General features: G+C 68.6%; 15 protein-coding genes and 1 riboswitch. Of the genes, 13 read left to right on the top strand and 2 right to left on the bottom strand.

The window, feature by feature from the left end; all coding sequences use genetic code 11:
- Positions 1–324 precede the first annotated feature (324 nt).
- Complete coding sequence (locus SALPAC4_RS0106465; RefSeq protein WP_020113465.1) at positions 325–1824, bottom strand: C40 family peptidase; 1500 nt, start codon at positions 1822–1824, stop codon at positions 325–327.
- Positions 1825–2084: 260 nt separating this feature from the next.
- On the opposite strand from SALPAC4_RS0106465, the gene mqnE reads away from it, so the two are divergent.
- The 7 genes from mqnE to SALPAC4_RS0106430 all read left to right on the top strand — a co-directional run bounded on the left by mqnE (position 2085) and on the right by SALPAC4_RS0106430 (position 9231).
- Positions 2085–3254, top strand: a complete 1170-nt coding sequence (mqnE, locus tag SALPAC4_RS0106460) for an aminofutalosine synthase MqnE (protein ID WP_018731207.1) — start codon at positions 2085–2087, stop codon at positions 3252–3254.
- Between the two features lie 37 nt (positions 3255–3291).
- Positions 3292–3714 (top strand): hypothetical protein, encoded by a 423-nt coding sequence (locus tag SALPAC4_RS0106455; protein ID WP_019869619.1) that lies wholly within the window; start codon positions 3292–3294, stop codon positions 3712–3714.
- A gap of 35 nt (positions 3715–3749) precedes the next feature.
- Entirely contained in the window at positions 3750–4043 is a 294-nt protein-coding gene (locus SALPAC4_RS0106450) for a DUF4229 domain-containing protein (RefSeq protein WP_019869618.1), read from the top strand.
- Between the two features lie 141 nt (positions 4044–4184).
- Entirely contained in the window at positions 4185–6065 is a 1881-nt protein-coding gene (locus SALPAC4_RS0106445; RefSeq protein ID WP_019869617.1) for a M14 family metallopeptidase, read from the top strand.
- A 64-nt stretch (positions 6066–6129) separates the two neighbouring features.
- Positions 6130–6275, top strand: a riboswitch (cobalamin riboswitch).
- Positions 6276–6356: 81 nt separating this feature from the next.
- The gene (locus tag SALPAC4_RS0106440; protein ID WP_019869616.1) at positions 6357–7292 is read left to right on the top strand and encodes an ABC transporter substrate-binding protein; all 936 of its coding nucleotides are present in this window, start codon (positions 6357–6359) and stop codon (positions 7290–7292) included.
- 32 nt (positions 7293–7324) lie between these two features.
- Positions 7325–8425, top strand: coding sequence for a FecCD family ABC transporter permease (locus SALPAC4_RS0106435; RefSeq protein WP_019869615.1), 1101 nt, complete (start codon positions 7325–7327; stop codon positions 8423–8425).
- A complete protein-coding gene (locus SALPAC4_RS0106430) occupies positions 8422–9231 on the top strand; it encodes an ABC transporter ATP-binding protein (protein WP_019869614.1) in 810 nt (269 codons plus the stop codon). The genes SALPAC4_RS0106435 and SALPAC4_RS0106430 overlap by 4 nt, the downstream gene beginning before the upstream one ends.
- Before the next feature lie 27 nt (positions 9232–9258).
- Here SALPAC4_RS0106430 and SALPAC4_RS0106425 read toward each other — a convergent pair whose 3' ends face one another.
- A complete protein-coding gene (locus SALPAC4_RS0106425) occupies positions 9259–10017 on the bottom strand; it encodes a VOC family protein (protein ID WP_019869613.1) in 759 nt (252 codons plus the stop codon).
- A 666-nt stretch (positions 10018–10683) separates the two neighbouring features.
- On the opposite strand from SALPAC4_RS0106425, the gene SALPAC4_RS0106415 reads away from it, so the two are divergent.
- The 6 genes from SALPAC4_RS0106415 to SALPAC4_RS0106390 all read left to right on the top strand — a co-directional run bounded on the left by SALPAC4_RS0106415 (position 10684) and on the right by SALPAC4_RS0106390 (position 20155).
- Entirely contained in the window at positions 10684–11937 is a 1254-nt protein-coding gene (locus SALPAC4_RS0106415; RefSeq protein ID WP_027645102.1) for a peptidoglycan DD-metalloendopeptidase family protein, read from the top strand.
- Positions 11938–12098: 161 nt separating this feature from the next.
- Entirely contained in the window at positions 12099–12677 is a 579-nt protein-coding gene (locus SALPAC4_RS0106410; RefSeq protein WP_019869609.1) for an RNA polymerase sigma factor, read from the top strand.
- The gene (locus tag SALPAC4_RS0106405) at positions 12677–13612 is read left to right on the top strand and encodes a hypothetical protein (protein ID WP_019869608.1); all 936 of its coding nucleotides are present in this window, start codon (positions 12677–12679) and stop codon (positions 13610–13612) included. Before SALPAC4_RS0106410 ends, SALPAC4_RS0106405 begins: the two co-directional genes overlap by 1 nt.
- A gap of 514 nt (positions 13613–14126) precedes the next feature.
- Positions 14127–16877, top strand: a complete 2751-nt coding sequence (locus SALPAC4_RS28260) for an ABC transporter permease (RefSeq protein WP_223874694.1) — start codon at positions 14127–14129, stop codon at positions 16875–16877.
- A 162-nt stretch (positions 16878–17039) separates the two neighbouring features.
- A complete protein-coding gene (locus tag SALPAC4_RS0106395; RefSeq protein ID WP_019869606.1) occupies positions 17040–19169 on the top strand; it encodes a HelD family protein in 2130 nt (709 codons plus the stop codon).
- A gap of 134 nt (positions 19170–19303) precedes the next feature.
- Entirely contained in the window at positions 19304–20155 is an 852-nt protein-coding gene (locus tag SALPAC4_RS0106390) for a menaquinone biosynthetic enzyme MqnA/MqnD family protein (RefSeq protein WP_019869605.1), read from the top strand.
- The last annotated feature ends 58 nt before the right edge of the window (positions 20156–20213 follow it).

Genomic DNA, 20213 nt, shown 5'->3' with positions numbered 1-20213 from the left:
GGGCTCGGGTGGCTGCATGGGCTCGGGCTCTCTGGGGCCAGCCTGGTGGTAGACCCGGGCCTGCCCCGCCGCCGACGGAATGGCCGTCGCGTCGGCGGCGGACGGGTCCACCGGATCGTTCTGCTCGGCCATGTTCGCCCTCCGCGCCGTGCTCGCACCCGGACTCGTGCCACCCGATCCGGGGATGCCTGGTCTCACCGTGCCACATTTCGTCCAGGGAGCACAGCTGGAGCAGGGCTGCCGGCCGTTTGTCGCAGCACCTCAGACGTCCGTGCGGTCCGCGGCCCGGATCGCGGGATGGTAGGTCGGAGCGGTCGTGCCGGGCTACGGCAGGAATGAGCTGCCGGTCGTTGAGGGCGACGGGGGCTCAATCGGCTCGGCCGAGGACGAGGTGGTGGGGGGCGGGGTGTCGGTCGCGGGTGCTGAGGGTGAGGTGGTGGGGGACGGGGTGTTGCTCGGGCTGGTGGTGGGGGACGGGGTGTTGCTCGGGCTGGTGGTGGGGGACGAGGTGCTGGTCGGAGAGGCCGAGGGCGACGAGGTGCTCGTGGCCGAGGGGGACGGTGTCGGTGTCTGCGTCGGGGTGGTCGTGGCGCTTGACGTGGGCGTGGGCGTGGGCGGTACCGGGACCCCGCCAATCACTCGCGTTGCCGCGTAGAGGCGCGACCAGGTCACGGTTGAAATCTTGACCACGTCGCCGCTGCTCGGGGCGTGGATCATCCGTCCGCCGCCGATGTACATGCCGATGTGGTGGATGCTGGTCCAGCTAGCTCCGGAGGCGAAGAAGAGCAGGTCGCCGGGGAGTAGGCCGGTCCGGGGAACGGTGCGGTGCCGGGTCGCGTAGTACTGGTCGCGGGAGACCCGGGGCAGGCTGCGGTAGCCGGCCGAGCGGTAGGCGGCCCAGATCAGGCCCGAGCAGTCGAATCGGTCCGGCCCTTCGGCCGCCCAGAGGTACGGATCGCCGAGCTGGTCCATCGCGTAGGCGACCGCCGCCTGGGCGGTGGGGTGCGCGGCGAGCCCATTCGCCGTCTCGTCGGCGACCCACTGCGCGCCGAGCGCCTGCTCCGCCGCCTCCTGCTGACGCTCCAGCTCGAGCAGCTGGGCGGCGTTGTCCTGACGGAGGGTGGCGAGCTTCGCCCGCTCGCTGCGCAGCGCCTGCTCGGTGTTGGCGTAGGCGGTGTCGATGGAGCGTACGCGGGTCTGCGCTGCGGTCATTGCCTGCTGCGCGGCCTGCTCGTCGGCGCGGGTCCGGTTGAGCTCCCGGGTCGCCGCGTTGGTCTCCCCGACCGCGACCTTCTCTCCCCGGGCAAGGCCGGAGAGCTCGTTCAGATCCTGGAGATCGTCGGCGAAGGGCACGGGTGGCAACGCCGCAGCCGCCTTGATCGCCTCGGCGGCGGCGGCATCGGCTCGCGACTGCGCCCTGGCCAGCGCGGTCAGGGCCACGTTCAGCTCCCGCTCGGCGGCGACGAGCTGCGCTTCCGCCTCGGTGCGCTGCTGCTTCAGCAGGAGCAGTTCGTCGCTCAGCTGGCCGATGCGGGCCTCGGCCGCGTAGATCTGGGTGGCGAGCGGCCCGTCAATGAGGTTGTTGACCGGCGTTGCAGCAGGCGGGGTGAGCGGTCCACCGCCGGGCAGGCTCAGCGGGCCGGACAGGACCGGGCGGGCGCCGCTGTCGGGTACGGCGTCGGGCAGTGGCGGATCGGCGTAGACCGGCGCACTGAGCGCGCCGGCAGCGATGATGCCCAGCAACGCGGACCAGAGCTTCGGGCGGAGGACCGGTGAGATCACCGGGCGTCGTCGAGGTCGCCGTCCGTAGCCGCTGTCGCCCATTCCGCTCCTTGTCTGGGTCAATCCGCGCATTGGGTGCACAGGTGCCCGGACGCTACCAGTGGTGTCGCGCCCGGCCCACCCTGTCTTATCGCACGCGCGCAGCAGTGTCGATGTATGGCCGGGTTACGAGTAGCTGAGAATTCGGGTGACGTCGACGGGCGGCGGTGAGGTTCGTCGCGGCCTACCGCCCGCGCTGACCGTGGGTGCGCCGGCCCACGTAGGCTCGACCGGGACCGCAGGCGGAAGGGACGGGGCTGGAGATGGACGCCGGACTCAAGCGCGAGCTCGAAGCGAAGGTGTACGCCGGCGAGCGGCTGACCCGCGCGGACGGGATCGCCCTCTACGACAGCGACGACCTGACCTGGCTGGGGCGGCTTGCGCACCACCGGCGGACCGAGCGCAACGGCGACCGGGTGATGTTCAACGTCAACCGGCACCTGAACCTGACCAACGTCTGCAGCGCCAGCTGCGCGTACTGCTCGTTCCAGCGCAAGCCGGGCGAGAAGGACGCGTACACGATGCGGATTGACGAGGCGGTCCGCAAGGCCAAGGAGATGGAGGACGAGCAGCTCACCGAGCTGCACATCGTCAATGGGCTGCACCCCACCCTGCCGTGGCGCTATTACCCGAAGGTGCTCCGTGAGCTGAAGGCCGCACTGCCGAATGTCCGGCTCAAGGCCTTCACCGCGACCGAGGTGCAGTGGTTCGAGAAGATCAGCGGCCTGAGTGCCGACGAGATCCTGGACGAGCTGATGGACGCCGGCCTGGAGTCGCTGACCGGCGGCGGTGCGGAGATCTTCGACTGGGACGTGCGGCAGCACATCGTTGATCACGCCTGCCATTGGGAGGACTGGTCCCGCATCCACCGGCTGGCGCACAACAAGGGCATGAAGACCCCGTCAACCATGCTGTACGGGCACATTGAGGAGCCCCGGCACCGGGTTGACCACGTGCTGCGCCTGCGGGAGCTGCAGGACGAGACCAACGGCTTCGTGGTCTTCATCCCGCTGCGCTACCAGCATGACTTCGTCGACTCGGCGGACGGCAAGATCCGTAACCAGATCCAGGCGCGGACGACGATGGCCTCGCCGGCGGAGTCGCTGAAGACGTACGCGGTGTCCCGGCTGCTCTTCGACAACGTCCCGCACGTGAAGTGTTTCTGGGTTATGCACGGGCTCTCGGTCGCCCAGCTGTCGCTGAACTTCGGCGTGGACGACCTGGACGGCTCGGTGGTGGAATACAAGATCACCCACGATGCCGACTCCTACGGCACGCCGAGCACCATGAACCGGGCTGACCTGCTGGACCTGATCTGGGATGCCGGGTTCCGCCCGGTCGAGCGCAACACCCGGTACGACGTCGTGCGCGAGTACGACGCCGCGCCCTCGCTCGCCGAGCGTCGCGCCCAGCCGCAGCAGGTGTGGGCCTGATCGTGCTGGTTAGCGGTTCGCGTACCCTCGTAGGGTCATGACCGAGCAGCGCAACAGAATTACCCGGCGAGATTCCGAGGGGCGTGTACTGACCCTGGGGGACCTGCTCGGGGTGAGCCTGGCCGGCTGGGTTATCGGGGTGCTCGCGTTGGTGGCACTGGACTGGGGCATCACCTCGCTCGGTTCGGGGGATTTCGGCCAGGCCAACGGGTGGTTGGCGGTGATCCTGCCGGCCTGGCTCTACTGGGATGACTTTCGTGCCTGGGGGTTCGGTGCCGCCCGGGTGGTGGCGGGCCTGGCGGCTGGGGCCGTGGGGCTGACCCTCGGCCTGGTGGTGGCCGGCTTCACCGTTGACCTGCCGCCGGTGCTTTCCGGCGGGTTGGGTGCGGCGACCTTCACCGTGGGGTACGCGGTGGTGTGGTTCCACGGCGTGCGGTGGCTCGCCCGGAGGACGGGCTGAGGCCGCCCGCTGACGGCGGAGAACGGAGTACGGAGATGAGCGCGGCGGTCAAGTACACGCTGGGCCGGATCGGGCTGTTTGTCGTCGTACTGGCGACCCTGTGGTTCGTGGAGTTGAATCTCTTCATCAAGCTGATGGTGGCGTTGATCTTCTCGGCGGCGCTCTCCTTCTTCCTGCTGCGGCCGTGGCGGGAGGAGATGGCCGAGGAGATGGCCGCCGCCGCCGAGCGGCGGCGCGCGGAGAAGGAGCGGCTGCGTTCCGCGTTGGCCGGCGAGGACGACGCCGGGACGGATTCGCCGGAGCCGGGCGGCGACGCGCCGAAGTCCTGATCTCTGTTCGGGAAACTCGGGCCGTCGGCGGGATCGCCATCTAATTGATACATGGAAGAATATTGATATGACCATGTGCTGAGTGGTGGAGTGTGCGGTACCAGGCGGGAAAGGTTTCCCGCGCTTGTCAGGAGGTTGTCCATGGCCTTCCGCACCCCCACCCTTCGCCGCCGCCTCGCGCTCGTCGTCGCCGCGGGGTTCGGCCTGCTCACCTTTGCCGCAGCACCGGTCTCCGCGAACACCACGCCGGACCCCACCGGTGAGTCGGCCGCCGTCCAGTACCGGGTGCTCGGCCCGCGTACTCTGACCGACCGCAGCGCGGTTGCCAGCACCGGCGCCGCGATCGACTACTCCGAGCACGGCGTCCTGCACGTCTCCGCCACCGCCGCCGAGGCTGCCGCGATCACGCGGCTGGGCTTCGAGCTGGAGGAGGTTCCGGTAACGCCCACCGACCACGATCACGACCACGGGGAAGTCGGCATCTTCGACTTTCCGCCCGCCGACTCCGACTACCACAACTACGCCGAGCTGACGGCGGTGGTGAACCAGGTGGTGGCGGACCACCCCAGCATCGCGCGGAAGATCAGCATCGGCACCTCGTACGAGGGCCGGGACCTGATGGCGGTGAAGATCTCCGACAACGTCGGGACCGACGAGGACGAACCGGAGATTCTTTTCAACTCCCAGCAGCACGCCCGGGAGCACCTCACCGTGGAGATGGCGATCTACCTGCTCAACCTCTTCACCGACAACTACGGCAGTAACTCCCGGGTCACCAACGTGGTCAACAGCCGGGAGCTGTGGATCGTCCCGACCGTGAACCCGGACGGCAGCGAGTACGACATCGCCACCGGCTCGTACCGATCGTGGCGCAAGAACCGGCAGCCGAACAGCGGCTCGTCGTGGGTCGGCACCGACCTGAACCGCAACTGGGACTACCTCTGGGGCTGCTGCGGCGGCTCCTCCGGCTCCCCCTCGTCGAACACCTACCGGGGCCCGTCACCCTTCTCCGCCCCGGAGACCGATGCGGTGCGCGACTTCGTGGACAGCCGGGTCGTGGGCGGAGTCCAGCAGATCAAGGCCAACATCGACTTCCACACCTACTCCGAACTGGTGCTCTGGCCATTCGGCTACACGTACAGCAACACCGCCCCGGGCATGACGGCCGACCAGTACAACACCTTCGCCACCATCGGCGGGGAGATGGCGGCCACCAACGGCTACACCCCGCAGCAGTCCAGCGACCTCTACATCACCGATGGCAGCAGCATCGACTGGATGTGGGGGGCGCACGGGATCTGGGCGTACACCTTCGAGCTGTACCCCGGCTCCGCCGCGGGCGGCGGCTTCTACCCACCCGATGAGGTCATCCCGGCGGAGACCGCCCGCAACCGCGAAGCGGTGCTGCTCCTCTCCGAGTACGCCGACTGCCCGTACCGGGCGATCGGCAAGGAGGACCAGTACTGCGGCGGTGGCGGCGGCGGGGAGACGGTCTGGGCGGACACCTTCGAGACCGCGACCGGCTGGACGGTCAACCCCAACGGCACCGACACCGCCACCACCGGCCAGTGGGAGCGGGGCGCCGCCCAGGCGACCAGCTACTCCGGCGCCAAGCAGCTCACCCCGTACGCGGGCGGCAACGACCTGGTCACCGGCCGGCTCGCCGGCTCCTCGGTGGGCACCCACGACATCGACGGCGGCGTGACCAGCGCCCGCTCCCCGGCGGTGGCCCTGCCGTCGAGTGGCACGCTGACCCTCTCGTTGGCCTGGTACCTGGCGCACTACTCGAACGCCTCCTCGGCCGACTACTTCCGGGTCAGCGTCGTGCACAGCGGCGGCACCACCACCCTGCTCAACCAGGCGGGGGCGGCGACCAACCGCAGCGCCTCCTGGTCGGTGGCCAACCTCGACCTGACGCCGTACGCCGGCCAGTCGATCCAGATCCAGGTGGCGGCGGCGGACGCCGCCGGCGGGAGCCTCGTCGAGGCAGCCGTCGACAACGTCACCATCACCGTTTCCTGAATTCAGGTGGGTGGGGGCCCTGCCCCGGGGCCCCCACCCACCTCGTCACACGTCTGCGGCCAACTCCGGGATCCGGCCCGACCGTGCGCTACCGTGCTACCGACCAGCCCGCAGCGAAGCCGGTGCGAAACCGGCACTGTCCCGCAACTGTGATGCCCCGGGGTCATCCCGGGGACGAGTCAGGTCGCCTGCGGTCGGTCGCGATACGCGCTCTCGAGGAAGGGCGCCTCGTGGACGGGCACCTCGGTCCCTGTCGGCGAAGCACCAACTCCTCGACCGACAGGAGGCCCGATGTCCAGACGTACCCCCCGGTTCTTCACCGCGGCCCTCGCGGTGGCCGCGCTCGCGCTCGGCGGCTGCGCCGAGAAGACCACCGACTCCCCCGCCGACGACGGCGCGTCCAGCGCCGCGACCTTCCCGGTGACCGTTGGCTCGCTGACGTTGGACGAGCAGCCGGAGAAGATCATCTCGCTGTCGCCGACCGCCACCGAGATGCTCTTCGCGATCGGGGCGGGGCCGCAGGTCGTCGCGGTCGACGACAACTCCAACTACCCGGCGGAGGCGCCGCGGACCGACCTCTCCGGCTTCCAGCCGAACGCCGAGGCGATCGCCGCCCACAACCCCGACCTGGTGCTGCTCGCCGATGACCGGAACAAGATCGTTGACCAGCTCACCACGCTGAAGATCCCGGTCTTCCTCATCCCGGCGGCGGTCACGCTGGACGACACCTATCGGCAGTTCACCGAGGTGGGCTCGCTGACCGGGCACCCCACCGAGGCCGCCGACGTGGTCAGCCAGATGCGGGACGACATCGCGGAGTTGGTCGCCGACCTGCCCGAGCGGGCGGAGAAGCTCACCTACTTCCACGAGCTCAGCCCCGAGCTGTACACCGCCACCAGCAAGACCTTCATCGGCTCGCTCTACGCGCTCGCCGGGCTCGAGAACATCGCCGACCCGGCCGACGCGGACGGTGCGAGCGGCGGCTACCCGCAGCTCTCCGAGGAGATCATCGTCCAGGCCAACCCGGACTTCGTCTTCCTCGCCGACACCAAGTGCTGCCAGCAGAGCGTCGCGTCGGTCCAGGCCCGACCCGGCTGGGCGACGATCACCGCCGTGCAGGAGGGCCAGGTCGTCGCGCTCGACGACGACATCGCCTCCCGGTGGGGCCCGCGCGTCGTTGACCTGCTCCGCACGATCATCGAGGCGACCGCCAAGGTCCCCGCGTGACGCTGAACCGGCGACGGTAGTAAGGCCTTCTCATGCGGCAGGTGGTAACCCAGCGCCCCTCCGGCCAGCCGGAGGGGCGGCCGGACGTGGCTCGGCCAGCCGGGCTGCGGCCCGGCTGGCTCGTCGCCGGGCTGGCCGCGGTCCTGGCCGCCCTGGTGACGGGCGTCTCCCTCGGCCCGGTCAGCCTGCCGCCCGGCAGCGTCGCGGTCGAGCTGCTGAACCTCCTCCCCGGGGTCGGCCTCGACAGCGGGCTGACCGAGCGGGAGATCGCGATCGTCACCGAGCTGCGCCTGCCCCGGGCCGTACTCGGCCTGCTCGTCGGCGGGTTACTCGCCCTGGCCGGCGGCGCGTACCAGGGCGTGTTCCGTAACCCGCTGGCCGACCCGTACCTGCTCGGGGTCGCGGCCGGCGCCGGGTTCGCGGTCACCGTGGTGATCACCGCTGGCGGGGTCGGCGGGGCGCTCACCGGGCTACCGGTCACCATCCCCCTGGCCGCGTTCGTCGGCGCGATCGGCGCGGTCACGCTGACCTACCTGCTCGGCTCCGCTGGTGGCCGAAGCCGATCACCGGCGACCCTGATCCTGGCCGGGGTGGCGGTCTCCGCCTTCCTCTCCGCCGGCCAGACGTACCTGCTGCAACGCAACTCAGACAGCATCCAACAGGTCTATGCCTGGCTGCTGGGGCGGCTCGCCACCGCCGGTTGGCACGACGTGTGGCTGGTCCTGCCGTACTTCCTGCTGACCGCCGTGGTGGTCCTGCTGCACCGGCGGGAACTGGACGTTCTCTCGGTCGGCGACGACGAGGCGACCAGCCTGGGCCTGCACCCGCAACGGTCCCGCTATCTGCTGATCGCCGCCGCCTCGCTCGGTACCGCCGCCGCGGTCTCCGCGTCCGGGCTGATCGGCTTCGTCGGAATCATTGTGCCGCACGCCGTACGACTGCTCGCCGGCTCCAGCTACCGGGTGATCCTGCCGCTGTCGATGCTCTTCGGCGGGGCGTTCCTGGCGCTGACCGACGTGGTCGCCCGTACCGCCGCCGCCCCCGAGGAGATCCCGATCGGCGTGGTGACCGCCCTGCTCGGCGGCCCGTTCTTTGTCCTGGTCCTGCGCAGCGCCCGGCGGGTGCTGGGATGAGCGCACCGGCGGTGGCGGTACGCGACCTGCGGGTCCGGCTGGCCGGTGTACCCATCCTGACCGGGGTCGACCTGAGCGTCGCCGCCGGCGAGTGGGTGACCGTGATCGGCCCGAACGGTGCCGGCAAGTCGACGCTGCTGCGCGCCGTCGGCGGCCTGCTGCCCACCGCGGGCGCGGTCTCCCTCTTCGGTACGCCGCTCCAGCAGCTGCGTCGCCGGGAGCGGGCCCGGGTGGTGGCGACCATGGCCCAGTCGCCGGTGGTGCCGGCCGGGATGTCGGTCCTGGACTACGTGCTGCTCGGCCGCACCCCGTACATCGCGCCGCTGGGCCGGGAGTCCCCCGCCGACCTGGCCGCCGCACACGACGTCCTGGACCGGCTGGACCTCACCGGATTCCAAAGCCGGGAACTGGCCACCCTCTCCGGTGGCGAGCGGCAGCGGGTCTTCCTGGCCCGAGCCTTCGCCCAGGGGGCCACCCTGCTGCTGCTCGACGAACCGACCAGTGCGCTGGACATCGGCCACCAACAGGACGTCCTCGAACTGGTCGACCAGCTCCGCCGGGCGCATGGCCTGACCGTGGTCGCGACCATGCACGATCTCTCCATCGCCGGCGAGTACGCCGACCGGATGGTGCTCCTCGCGGACGGTCACGTCGCCGCCGCCGGCAGCCCCCGGGAGGTGCTCACGACGGAGCTGCTGGCTCGCCACTACCGCGCCACCGTGAAGGTGATCGACGGTGAGCACGGCCCGCTGGTGGTACCCGTCCGCCCCGCCTCCGCGTCCGACGGGGTGCTGGGCCGGTGCTGACCGCCGCCCGGGCAGGGATGCTGGAGGTCAGGGCGGGGTGATCGCGTTGAAGAGGGCGCCCTGTGGGTCGCGCAGCGCCGTGCAGCGACCGGCTGCGGTGTCGCGGGGCGGCACCAGGATCGCCCCGCCCAGGGCGGCGGCCCGGGCGGCGGTCGCGTCCACGTCCGCCACCCCGAAGTACACCGACCAGTACGCGGGTGCGCCGGCCGGGAAGTCGCCGAGCGGCGTGGTCATCCCGGCGACGATCTGGCTGCCGAGGCGCCAGCCGGTGTGCCCCGTCGAACCGGTTGACGGCTCGTCCGGCTGCCAGCCGAAGACCAGCTCGTAGAAGACCTTCGCGCCCTCCGGATCCGGGGTGACCAGTTCGGTCCAGCTCATCGCCCCCGGTACTCCGAAGACCTCGCCGCCGGGCATCGTCAACGGCTGCCACACACACAGCGTCGCGCCCGCCGGGTCGCTTAACACCGCCATCCGGCCCCGGTTGAACACGTCGAAGGGGGGCACCACCAACTGTCCGCCGGCCTCCTCGACCCGTGCGGCCACCAGGTCGGCGTCGTCGGCGGCCACGTAGATCGACCAGATCGGCACCTGCTCCGGAATGGCCGGTGGCCCAGCACCCGCCACCGCCTGGCCGTGGCGGAGGAAGTCGGTGTAGCCGTCCGACTCGGGCTCGGGCGTGATCCGGCCGGTCCAGCCGAACAGCTCCGGGTAGAAGCGGCGCGCGTCGTCGAGGTCCGGCGTGGCCAGGTCGGCCCAGCAGGGGGTGCCCGCCGGAACGATGCCCACGTCGACCCCTCTCGTCCGGGCCGGCCACGGTGGCACGACCCCGACCCGCATGATGACACTGCCGCAGCCCGTCTGGAGGGAAATGGGCGAACGTCAACGCCAAGAGGTGACTCGGGCTTCCGCGCTGCCCTGGCTGCTGGTGGTTTCGCAGCGGCTGGACCCCCACGTGAGCCGCCAATGCGTCCCTGAACAAATGCTCGACCTGTCTCCGACTAACGCCTGGCTGACTGCCCCGGTCGGGTGAGGTATGTCAGGCTGTGCAGGTTCTCGGCGGACCCAGATCGCTACCATAAACAGGTGGGCGACGCGGAGATCATCGTTGAAGCCAGCTGGCCGTCAGTGGTGTCGGTGTTGTCAGACGGCAGGCTTTCGTACTCGGCCATCGAGGGGGACTCGGGCCAGTTTCGGAGGTTGTGACGTCGGGCGCGACATTGGGGTTCACACCGAAGGTGATGGCGACGCGGACTTCAACCGATTCTGTTGACCTCGACGGAGGGTGACCTGCATCGGGTTGATGTGGTCTCGAATGATGCGTCGTTGGTTTCAATCCGCCGGTGAAGATTCTTGGTGGCGGATGGACGCACACTCATCTTTCCAATAACGATGCCGGGAGTCTGTAGACCCATGTTCTCGAAAACTGGAATACGTCGCTCCCTCCCGGCGGCGTTGGCCGCACTGGCCCTCGCCGTAAACGGTGCTGTGGTGGTCGAGGCAGCACGTCCGGCCGAGGCTCGGGCCGCCGGTGGGCGGCCTTCCTTCCAGCTGCCATTCCCGTGTGGCGAATCCTGGCAGATCTCCACTTATCGCGGTCATGACGACTACGACGTCGACATGTTCGCGAACAGTGGCAATACGGCCGGCCGACCTCTTCTCGCCGCCGCCGCCGGCACCGTCTCGTATGCTGGTTGGGACGGTGGCGGTGGCTGGCACGTCGAGCTCAACCACGGCGAGGGTTGGGAGTCGCTCTACCTGCACATGGAGTCACCCCCGGTGGTCTACACCGGACAATGGGTCCGGCAGGGGCAACTGCTCGGCAAGGTGGGCAGCACCGGCAACTCAGGCGCCCCTCATCTGCATCACGAGCAGCGGCACGAAGGCGCCAAGGTAGAGGCCTACTTCAACGGCATCCGCTCGGAGATCACGACGGACGGTTTTCCCCCGGGGGAGCCGCTGTCGCCACCGGTCCATGCCGTTAGTGCTAACTGTGGCGATATTTCCATCTACGGGATCCTGCCGGACGGTAGGCTGACCTATTCGTTGGTCGAGTCGGGTTCAGGTCGGTTCTTGAAGGCTTTGACGTCGAGTGCGACGTTGGGTTTCACGCCGAGGGCGATGGCGACGCTGAACTTCAACACAATTCTGTTGACCTCGACGGAGGGTGACCTGTACCGGGTTGATGTGGTCACGAGCGACGCGTCGTTGGTGTTCGATCCGCCGGTGAAGATTTTTGGTGGCGGATGGACGCACACCCATCTTTCCTATGACGGTGCCGGGGGCCTGTATGGGCTCACTTCGGAGGGAGTGTTGCAGCGCCACGCCGTGACCGCGACGAAGCCGACTGGTAGTGAGACCGTCAATTGGGTGACGGTCGGCAGTGGCTTCACCCTCAAGACGCTGACCACGACTGGGCCGGACTGGATCCTCGGTACGGATTCGGATGACCGATTGATGTCGTACAAACTTAATGGAGTGGGTAACTGGGAGTCCGGCGAGCTCAAGTCGAGCACCGGGCAGGACATCACCCACCTGCTGTCTCCCGGCGCCGGTATCTACTACGGCCGTACCAGCGATGGCGCCCTGCACCGATACGGCGACCGGAACCCGTACGACAACAACGGCAGCGACCTGCACGGGCAGGGCAGGGTGACCGATTCCGGCTGGACCGAGGTCCTGCTCTCCGCCCAACCCTTCGGCTTCTAAAGAATGCGCTTCGGCGGCTTCTGATCGGCAGCGGCGGCTGCCAGACGAGACCCCGGTACGCGCCCTCACCCGCGTGCGTCGGACTGCGCCCCGCAGCGGGGGAGAGCCACCCAGCCCGACCGTGCATGCAACAAGATCGGTCCGGCCGGACAGGGTTAGGTGTGACAACCCGATTGCACCCATCGGACCAGGAACTCTGGTCGGCGTTGGCCGGCGGCGACGAGGCCGCGTTCGGTCAGCTGTTCGAGCGGTACGCCCGTGCGGTCTACAACCATGCCTTCCGGCTCTGCGGCTCCTGGTCGGTCGCGGAGGACATCACCCAGGCGACGTTCCTGGTGGCCTGGCGTCGGCGCGGCGAGGCCCGTCTGGTTGACGGTTCCGCCCTGCCCTGGCTGCTGGTGGTGGCGACCAACACCGCCCGTACCGAATGGCGCTCCGCCCGGCGATGGCGGGCGTTGCTGCGCCGGGTGCCGCAGGAGTGGGAGGCCCACGCCGACCCCGCCGACGAGGTCGCCGGGCGGCTGGACGACGAACGTCGGATGGCCTCGGTCCTTTCGGCGGTCCGCCGGCTGCCTCGCGCAGAGCGGGAGGCGGTCGCCCTGTGTCTGTGGTCCGGCGTTCCCTACGCCGAGGCCGCGGCCGTGCTCGGGATCAGCGAGGTCGCGCTCCGTTCCCGGGTGAGTCGCGCCCGGGCCCGGCTGGCCCGGATATTCAGCACCGACAACAGGCAGGAGCAGTGATGACCGAGTTCTTCGACCCGCCCCCCGAGCGGGATCTGCCCGCCCGGCAAGTGACCCGGATGCGCGCCGAGTTGCTCAGCACGATCAGCCGGCCGCTCCGGCGTCCGACTCGGCTGCGGGTCGCCGTCGTGGCGGCCACGGCGGTCGTGGCTGTCAGCGCGGTCCTACTCGTTGCCAGGCCGGGCCTACCCGGAGCAGAGCCCTCCGGTGGGTTCGAACTGGTGGCGATGGGTCCAAGCGAGCTGAGCCCGACGTTGCACAGGTCGGTCGAGCAGTGTCTGGATTGGAATGCGCAGGAGCCGTTGCACACCGAGAATTCAGCCGAACGCGGCGACGCCAGCGGAGGAGGCCAGCCGGACGGGGCTTCCTGGCCGGCGGTGACAGTGGATGACCTGGCGGTCGCCGCCCAACGGGACGACACGGCCGCCCTGCTCTTCCTGACGGAGGCGGGTTACCTCACCTGCGACGTTCGGCTCCGGGCTGGACGAGAGCCCACCGGGGGCCTCGGCGGCGCTGCGCACTGGCCGCAACGGGACTGGTTGCCCGGTCCGGTGCAGTGGCTCAGTCTCGGCTCGACTGAACCCGACGGCGGCGACGTGACCGTGAGCGGCCGGATCAGCGCCCGCGTGCATCGCCTCGTCCTCGAGCATGGCGACGGCGGGTCGACCACCTCCCGGCTCGCCTCCGGGGTCTTTGGGCTGGTCACCAAGGGTGCCGAGGTTAATCAGAACGCCGAGTTGGTTAGCTACGACGCCGACCGAAACGAGATCGACCGTCGGCTGCTGTTCCAGGGGGACAGGGGGCTCGAGCACTGCTACGTCGACCCATCCGGCCAGATCGTCTACCCCCCGACGACCGGCGAGGACGAGCCGAAGCTCGAGCCGGCGCTGGCCGCCGACTGCCGGCCCGCCGAACGTTGGACCAGTAGCGGGTAGGTGCGGCGCTACATCCGGCAGCCCGGTGAGGTGTCTTTGCCGGTTGGAGGATTGTGAAGATAGATGGGAGCCTGATGTGGTTGTTGCGCGGCCTGGATGACCCCGAATCCGCGGAGACGCCGGCTGACTTTGGTGTGGCCGAGGCTGCGGCTTCATTGGACCGTCTGGTCACGCGGGTTGAGTCTCGCTCTTCGACACTTCATGAAATCGACCTGACTGAATCGCCGCCATACCCTGCCAGTCACCCTTCAGTCGACTGCGCAGTGCCCTGTCGGCACAACTAATACCCGATGCGCAAGATTGTGAACCATGCCACTGCTTGCATCTGTTGCATCGACAGACTAAAGTAGAGCGCGGTCGGCCTGCCGTTCTGTCGGGTGGTCAATCTGGTCCAACGGGCTTCTGTTTCTCGGCTTTATGTACCGGGGTCTGAGCCGGCCGGTCCCATCTCCCGTAGGCCCGGCCGGTTTGCTGGGTGGTGCGCTCCACCGGCGTTTCAAACAGATTGGATATCATGGTTCGCATTATTTGGGCTCAGATTGTGCGACGCTGGACCCGGTCTGCTGCGCTGGGGGCGGGCTTGGTGGTCGCGGTTACCAGCTTCATCGTGCTCACCGAGACGGCCGAGACCTCCCGCCTCGATGTGACCGACACAGTAGCCACAAATGCGCGTGCCGCGTACGACATCCTTGTCCGGCCGAGGGGCGCGGGCACCGGTATCGAGAGCTCGGCAGGCCTGGTGCGCCCGAACTTCATTTCGGATACCGAGCCGGGTATCAACATGGCGCAGCTTGAGGCTGTACGACGGACCCCCGGCGTCGAAGTCGCCGCACCTATCGCAATGCTTGGTATCGGTATGCCTGACCTGCGAGTCCCCATCGACCTTGGTCAGGTGGTGCCGGATGATGAGCGGTCGGCTTATCGGATTACGCTGGACTGGCGTACCGACAGGGGGCTGAGTCAGGTTGGTCAGGGCGAACCGTCGTACGTCTACTTCACACCGAACCCTGTGGAGCACAAGGACGTATTCACTGTTCCCTCGGGTGGTGCGGTTTCCGGAAGCGCCCTCGACGAGATCACGTCCTCGGGTGCGCGGATGGGGCTTTGTGGTGAACAGTTCGGGGTGGTCCCCCCGTTACTACGGACGTCGCCAATGCAATTGGTAGAACGGGCGCAATGCTATTCCCTGACAGCCGACAGTAGGAGCTACGCGGCAGGGAAGAAGGCGTTCTTTCTGGAATGGCGGGTCCCTTATGTCATGGCAGCAATCGACCCCCAGGCGGAAGCTGATCTCGTTGGACTGGACCGGGCAATGGTGTCCGGTGACTATCTGTCCTCGATTGATGTGAGCGATCAGGGTGAACAACTCGGTCACCCGGTACCGGTAATTGCCGCAAATCGGCCCTTCGTTGATCAAGAGGTCGTAGCGAAGATAGAGCGACTACCGGATGCTACGGCCGAGCAGTTTCCCGGCAGCCTCGAGAATCCGGCTTCCCTCGGCAGCTTCGCGGACACGGCGCCGGGAGAGACGGTTGCGACCGTCACCATGGACAGCGCAGATGCCACGAACTATCTACTACAGAATTTGGGCAGTGCGGGCGGCAATACTCAACTCCTCTCTTACTGGACGGCAAGTCCGACCGAACACTCCATCTCCTCGGATGGCACCCTCGTACCGCGCGAACAAGACGTACCACCCGACGTCTGGAAAGCTTCCCAAAACAGTTATCTCGGCAAAGCGCCCGCTACTGCGGGCGATGTGAACTTCCGGTCCATGGAAAGTCATCGCCTTCAACCAGGTAAGGGCCCGTCCGATGCGGCGAACCTTATCCTCGCGGGACGCTTCGATCCGACCAAAATCGAGTCGTTTTCGGCTTTGGCGGAGGTGCCACTCGCCGCCTACCAGGTCCCGAGTCTTTCCGGGGCCGACGAACAAACACGGGAGCTTCTCCAAGATCAGGCACTGCTTCCGTCTGGTAACCCGGCCGGCTATCTGCAACAACCACCGCTCCTCCTGACCACGCTCGACGCGGCTACCGGGTTTCAGGGAGCCTATGGACGCGCGCCAGAAAACGGACCCGTGTCGGCGATCCGCATCAGGGTGGCAGGTGTCGAGGGAATTGACGATGTCTCGCGTGAACGAGTAAGGGTTGTGGCGGAAAGTATTGCCGAGAGCACCGGGTTGACGGTCGATGTGACCCTGGGCGCATCGCCATCCGGACAAACAGTTGTCCTTCCCGCGGGGGAGCTTGGCCGTCCAGAGTTGAAGCTAAAGGAATGGTGGACAAAAAAGGGCGTTGCTGTCGTCATCAAGGACGCCGTTGAGCGGAAATCGCTGATCATCTTTGTCCTCGTGCTGACGGTCTGTGGGCTGTTCATCTGGAACGCGTCGGCGGCCGCAGTTCGAGTGCGACGTGCCGAGCTGGGTGTACTGGCCTGCATGGGTTGGAGCCGAAATCAGCTCTTCGGAGTAATACTGGGCGAGCTCGTCTTCCTGGGCTTTCTCGCCGGCTTACTCGGAGTGGTGGCATCTCGGCTCGTGGGTGCCGGACTGGACATTGATGTCTCTTGGCCCAGGGCGCTCCTGGCGGTCCCGGTCGCGATGATCGTGTCCGTGCTCTCCGGCCTCGTGCCGGCCAGTGTCGCAGCCCGCTCCGACCCGTTGGCGGCGGTACGTCCGCCGGTGTCCGATGGTCCGCGTGGTCACCTCCGATTCGGGATTCTCGGCCTTGTCGTCGCCAACGTTCGACGCGTTCCCGGACGCACCTTCCTCGGTGCTGGAGCACTCGCTGTGGCGATAGCTTCTCTCACTCTCTTGCTGTCGATAACCTGGGCTTTTGAGGGCACTTTGGTGGGCAGCTTGTTAGGGGATGCTATTGCCGTCCAGGTTCGAAAGCCGGATGTTGTCGCAGTCGCCGCCATGCTGCTCCTCGCGGTAATGGCGGTCATGGACGTGACGTACCTAAATGTGCGGGACCGGGTGTCGGAGTTCGCGACCTTGGAGGCGATGGGTTGGAGTAAACGTGCGCTTACGACGCTTGTCGTGTCGGAGGGGGCGCTACTCGGATTCATTGGGGCGGTCGCAGGGGTTGTGGTCGGACTGGCCCTGGCGCTCGGCTTGACCGGAGGTGAGGGGCTCGGCCGCCTAGCTGGTGTCAGCGTCGCCGCCGGAGCCATGGGCATCGCTATTTCTGCTGTTGCCGCACTCCTGCCGGTCCAGGCTATTCGGAGCAAATCGATCGCCACTTTCCTGAGTGCAGATTGAGGGTGCTACCTGAGCTACCAGGAGAAAATCCGTCGATGGGAGCGGCTGGACGGGCTAGGCTGGTCGATCCGTGCGCTCTCGCGCCGCGCCGAGGCACAGCCGGTACCCGACCTGGGTGGCCGGGCGGCCAGGTCACCCTGTCGACCCGGAGGAACCGCCGTCATGCCTGCCGACCAGACCGTTGACCACACTGCTGAACTCACTGCTGAGCTCGACGCCGAGCGTGCGCATATGGCCGCGTCGCGGGCTGCCCTACACGGGATGCGCGAGCACGCCGAGGCCATGTACGCCATCGGCGCGAAGATCGCCGGGGATCCTTTCTCCGCCGAGACCCTCGGGGTGGCGTTGGCCCGGCGGGTGGCCGAACTCGCCGACGACCCCCGTACGCCGCTGTTCTTCGGCCGCCTCGACCTTGACGGGGGCGCCGAGTCGGGAGCGGGCCCGGTGCCCGGAGCCGCCCCCGAGCCGGGCGCGGGACCGGTGACCGGCCGGTACCACATCGGACGGCGGCACGTCACCGACCAGCTCGGTGAGCCGCTGGTGCTGGACTGGCGAGCGCCGGTCAGTCGCGCCTTCTACCAGGCCAGCGCCCGCGCCCCGCAGGGCGTACGGATCCGTCGCCGGTTCGGGTTCGCCGGCGGCGATCTGACCAGCTTCGAAGACGAACGCCTCGACCAGGGCGAGGAGCTCGGCACCACCAGCAAAATCCTGATCGAGGAGATCGAACGCCCCCGCGTTGGGCCGATGCGCGACATCGTCGCCACGATCCAGCCCGAGCAGGATGAGCTGGTTCGTGCCGACCTCGACACCTCGATCTGCGTACAGGGGGCGCCCGGAACCGGTAAGACCGCCGTCGGTCTGCACCGGGCCGCGTACCTGCTCTATCTGCACCGGGAACGGCTTCGGCGTACCGGCGTCCTGATTCTCGGGCCGAACCCGGCGTTCCTCGGCTACATCTCGGCGGTCCTGCCCGCGCTCGGTGAGCTGGAGGTGCGGCAGGCCACCCTGGAGGGGCTCATCGGTCGGGTGCCTGTCGCCGGTGGTGATCCGGTCGAGGCCGAGGTCGTCAAGCACGACCCCCGGATGGCGACCGTGCTGCGGCGGGCGCTCTGGTCCCGGCTCGGTCGAGCTGACTCCGCGATCCAGGTCTCCGACGGCGCCTACCGGTGGCGCATCGATCCGGGGGTGCTCACCCGCCTGGTTGATGACACCCGGCGGGAGGATCCCGCGTATCTGCTCGGCCGGGAACGAGTCCGCGCCCGGGTCGTCGGTCTGCTGCAACGCCAGGCCGAGACGCGCTCCGGCGAGTCACCGGGGGAGCCGTGGCAACGGCGGATGGGAAAGGCCAAACCGGTGGTCGAGTTCCTCGACGCCTGCTGGCCGGCGGTGACGCCGCAGTCGCTCGTCTTCGAGTTGCTCAGCGACGCGGAGGTGCTGGCCCGCGCGGCCGAGGGCATTCTCACCGAGGCCGAGTGTCAGGCGCTGCGCTGGCCGCGGCGCTTCCGGAGCGTCAAGAGCGTCCGGTGGAGCAGCGCCGACCTGGTGCTGCTCGACGAGGCCGCCGGGCTCCTGGAGCGGGAGCCGAGCCTGCACCACATCATCATTGACGAGGCGCAGGACCTCTCCCCGATGCAGTGTCGGGCCATCGCCCGGCGTACCACCCACGGGTCGATCACACTCCTCGGTGACCTCGCCCAGGGCACGGCACCGTGGTCGGCGACCGACTGGGCGGAGTCACTGCGGCATTTGGGTAAGCCGGACGCGGCGGTCGTGCCGTTGACCACGGGGTTCCGCGTACCGGAGGCGGTGGTGGCGCTGGCCAACCGACTCCTGCCCGCGCTGGAGGTGAACGTCCCCCCAGCGGTGTCGCTGCGTTCGGACGGCAGTCTCGTCCTACGCCGGGTGGAGGACCTGGCCGCCGAGGTGGTCGCGGAGCTGGCCGCGACCCGCTCGCTACCGGGGTCGGTCGGGGTGATCGCCGCTGACCGACACCTTGACGAGCTGCGGGCCGCGCTCGTCGCGGCCGGCGAAGAGCCCGGGGAACTCCACGCCCCCGGGCGCGTCACCGTGGTCCCGGCGACGCTGGCCAAGGGCTTGGAGTACGACCACGTGATCGTCGTCGAGCCGGCCGAGATCGTGGACGCGGAACCGCGCGGACTGCACCGGCTCTACGTCGTGCTCACCCGCGCGGTGACCCGGTTGACGGTGCTGCACGCCCGTCCGCTGCCCGGAGCGCTCGGCACCGATGCGCTCGACCAGGCCGTCGGTCCTGCGGTGCCCGCCCCGGCGTGACCGACGCCGCCGAGCCCCCCTTGGTGGCGGGCCCAGACAGCGCATGACGGCCGGGTCCGGCGTTGGCTGCGGTGTTGGCCACTCCGGCCCTGACCCGGCGTCGCGGTGCGCGGTGGCGGCGATACGGTCGGGGCATGGTAGAGCCGGTCGCGCGCCCTCGGGTCGGGCACATCCAGTTCCTGAACTGCCTACCGATCTACTGGGGGCTGATGCGCTCGGGCGCCCTGATCGATGTTGACCTGCACAAGGACTCGCCGGACCGGTTGAGCGCCGCGCTGGTCGCCGGTGACCTGGACATCGGACCGATCACCCTGGTGGAGTACCTGCGCAACGCCGACGACCTGCTGCTGCTGCCCGACCTCGCGGTGGGTAGTGACGGACCGGTGCTCTCGGTCAACGTCGTCTCGACCTGCCCGCTGGCCGACCTCGACCGGCGTCGGGTCGCGCTCGGGTCGACCTCCCGGACCGGCGTGCTGCTGGCCCAGCTGCTCCTCGCCGAGCGGTACGGGGTGCGGCCCGAGTACTTCCGCTGCCCGCCGGACCTCACCCAGATGCTGTTGGAGGCGGACGCCGGGGTGCTGATCGGCGACGTGGCGCTGCGGGCCCTCCTGGACGCGCCGTCCCGCGGCCTCACTGTCACCGACCTCGGCCAGGCGTGGAACGAGTGGACCGGGCTGCCGATGGTGTTCGCCGTCTGGGCGGTACGGCGTGACTTCGCCACCGCCCATCCCGGCCTGGTCAAGGAGGTGCACGAGGCGTTCCTGCGATCCCGGGACCTCTGCCTGGCCGAGTTGGACCAGGTGGCCGCGGCGGCCGCCCGTTGGGAGAGCTTCGACGCGGAGACCCTGGCGACGTACTTTCGGAGGTTGGACTTCAGCCTGGGTGATCGTCAGATCGCCGGGCTGCGCGAGTTCGCCCGCCGGGCCGCTGCCGCCGGCGCTGTCCCCGAGCTTCCCGTCGGCGGCCCGGCCCGCTTCGTCAGCTGACCGCTGCGGTCCTGCGCTGACCGCTGCGGTCCTGCGCTGACCAAGTTGGCCTGCTTGT

It is taken from the genome of Salinispora oceanensis (assembly GCF_000383575.1).
GTDB classification, from domain to species: domain Bacteria; phylum Actinomycetota; class Actinomycetes; order Mycobacteriales; family Micromonosporaceae; genus Micromonospora; species Micromonospora oceanensis.
This window is presented reverse-complemented; position numbering and strand designations above follow the sequence as displayed.

Coding starts and splice junctions, on each gene's coding strand:
- SALPAC4_RS0106390 (WP_019869605.1), top strand. CDS start 19,304: ATGGTAGAGCCGGTCGCGCGCCCTCGGGTCGGGCACATCCAGTTCCTG.
- mqnE (WP_018731207.1), top strand. CDS start 2,085: ATGGACGCCGGACTCAAGCGCGAGCTCGAAGCGAAGGTGTACGCCGGC.
- SALPAC4_RS0106405 (WP_019869608.1), top strand. CDS start 12,677: ATGACCGAGTTCTTCGACCCGCCCCCCGAGCGGGATCTGCCCGCCCGG.
- SALPAC4_RS0106430 (WP_019869614.1), top strand. CDS start 8,422: ATGAGCGCACCGGCGGTGGCGGTACGCGACCTGCGGGTCCGGCTGGCC.
- SALPAC4_RS28260 (WP_223874694.1), top strand. CDS start 14,127: ATGGTTCGCATTATTTGGGCTCAGATTGTGCGACGCTGGACCCGGTCT.
- SALPAC4_RS0106450 (WP_019869618.1), top strand. CDS start 3,750: ATGAGCGCGGCGGTCAAGTACACGCTGGGCCGGATCGGGCTGTTTGTC.
- SALPAC4_RS0106395 (WP_019869606.1), top strand. CDS start 17,040: ATGCCTGCCGACCAGACCGTTGACCACACTGCTGAACTCACTGCTGAG.
- SALPAC4_RS0106455 (WP_019869619.1), top strand. CDS start 3,292: ATGACCGAGCAGCGCAACAGAATTACCCGGCGAGATTCCGAGGGGCGT.
- SALPAC4_RS0106445 (WP_019869617.1), top strand. CDS start 4,185: ATGGCCTTCCGCACCCCCACCCTTCGCCGCCGCCTCGCGCTCGTCGTC.
- SALPAC4_RS0106435 (WP_019869615.1), top strand. CDS start 7,325: ATGCGGCAGGTGGTAACCCAGCGCCCCTCCGGCCAGCCGGAGGGGCGG.
- SALPAC4_RS0106465 (WP_020113465.1), bottom strand. CDS start 1,824: ATGGGCGACAGCGGCTACGGACGGCGACCTCGACGACGCCCGGTGATC.
- SALPAC4_RS0106440 (WP_019869616.1), top strand. CDS start 6,357: ATGTCCAGACGTACCCCCCGGTTCTTCACCGCGGCCCTCGCGGTGGCC.